Origin of the sequence: Actinomadura sp. NPDC048032, assembly GCF_040653175.1 — a bacterium.
In the GTDB taxonomy this organism is placed as follows: domain Bacteria; phylum Actinomycetota; class Actinomycetes; order Streptosporangiales; family Streptosporangiaceae; genus Spirillospora; species Spirillospora verrucosospora.
In genome coordinates this window covers 1-1637 of the sequence record NZ_JBEZJP010000776.1, presented here as the reverse complement: position 1 = coordinate 1637, position 1637 = coordinate 1, and the positions used below count along the sequence as shown (strand labels likewise).

The 1637-nt window shown below is 74.9% G+C and carries 2 protein-coding genes; both read right to left on the bottom strand.

Annotation, left to right across the window (positions count from 1 at the left end):
* A partial coding sequence (locus tag AB0C69_RS42125; protein WP_360362519.1) for a CehA/McbA family metallohydrolase occupies positions 1-984 on the bottom strand: 984 nt, incomplete at its 3' end.
* Positions 953-1637, bottom strand: a 685-nt coding sequence (locus AB0C69_RS42120) for an ABC transporter ATP-binding protein (protein ID WP_360362516.1), incomplete at its 5' end; no start/stop codon positions are given. The genes AB0C69_RS42120 and AB0C69_RS42125, both read right to left, overlap by 32 nt.

Genomic DNA, 1637 nt, shown 5'->3' with positions numbered 1-1637 from the left:
CGCCGGCACGCCGCCACCGCCGCCTGCGCGGTGACCGCCGCGCAGATCGTCCTCGCGCTCTGGGCCGTGAACTTCCCGGAAGCCCCGTACGCCTTTGCCGCCGAGCGGGACGACGCTCTGCGGCCGCCACACCTGCGCCCAGGCCAGCGGGGCGCCCCAGCGGCGGTCCCACCAGGAGGAATGCCAGATCTCGGCGAAGCGGGGCCGGTGCTCGGCGGGCAGCGGGCGGCGCCAGGCGCAGTCGCCGCTGAGCGGGTGGTTGATCGACATGAGCCCGCCGCGGGCGGCGGCGGAGGCGGCCCAGTCGGCGCTCGGCGCGCGGAAGTCGATCCAGCCGGTGTCGCCGAAGACGTTCGCGTGGCCGAGGTCGGTGGTGACCTCCTGGCCGGGCAGCAGCAGGATCCCGGCGTGCGCGCCGGCGGCGGGCAGCTCGGGGTGGTGGCTGACGGTGTTGTGGTCGGTCACCGCGAGGTAGTCCAGGCCGCGGGAGGCCGCGAGGCACGCCAGCTCGTGGACGGTGAGCGTGCCGTCGCTGTGGACGGTGTGGGAGTGCAGGTCACCGGCGAGCCAGCGCATCCCTTCCGGGGCGGGGAGTTCCGGGCGGGGCGGACGCGGCGGACGTGGAGGCGGAGATTCGTCCGGCCGCCTTGGGCTCCGCCCAGAGGTGGTGACGGTGACCTCGTACGGGACGCCGTCCGGTGGGATCCGGTGCAGCCCGAGCCAGACGTGCCAGAGGCCCGGCTCCGGCTCGCCGGGGAGGTACCCGGGCGTCGCCCAGTCGGCGCCTATCGTGAACCGGCGGCGCGCCCCGCCGGACCAGCCGCGGAATCCGCCCGGCCCATGGCAGCCCAGGTCGATCACGCCGCCGTCGAAGGAGAGCTCCACCGTGACGGACGCCGCGCCTCGCGGGACCTCGAAGGGGAGTTCGCGCAGCCCCTGCTCCAGACGGTCTTCAAGAGTCCACCGTCCGCTGTGCACGGTCATCCGCTCCTCCCTCCTCGGTCAGGGGCGCCGCCGGCCGTCCGGCCCGGTCGCCGCCGCCCGTCACCAGCTCGCCGTCGCGGTAGAGCAGGACGCGCCCCGGACGCGGCGACGCCCACCCTTCGGCGGAGAGCCGGGGTTCGCGGCCCTCCCCCACGACGACTCGCACCGTCTCGCCGCCGACGTCCAGGGTCACGAGGGAGGACGCGCCGAGGTTCTCCACGACGGACACCCTCCCGCCGAACGCCCCGTCCACCGGTTCGGCGCTGAACTCCATGTACTCGGGACGTACCCCGCAGACGACCTCCTGCCCGTCCGGCACGAGACCGCGCGCCTCCTCCGGGACGGGGATCTCGGTCCCGCCGACCGCGACGCCCCCACCGCGGACGGTGCCGGGCAGCAGGTTCATCGGCGTCGAGCCGATGAACGAGGCCGTGAACAGGTTCGCCGGGCGCCGGAACACCTCCGCGGGCGTGCCGATCTGCCGGATCCGCCCCGCCTCCATGACGGCGATCCGGTCGGCGAGCGCCAGGGCCTCCGCCTGGTCGTGGGTGACGAACACCGACGTGAACGCGAGGCGCTGCTGGAACCTCTTCAGGAACGTGCGTGCCTCCAGGCGGAGCCGCGCGTCCAGGTTGGACAGCGGCTCGTCCAGC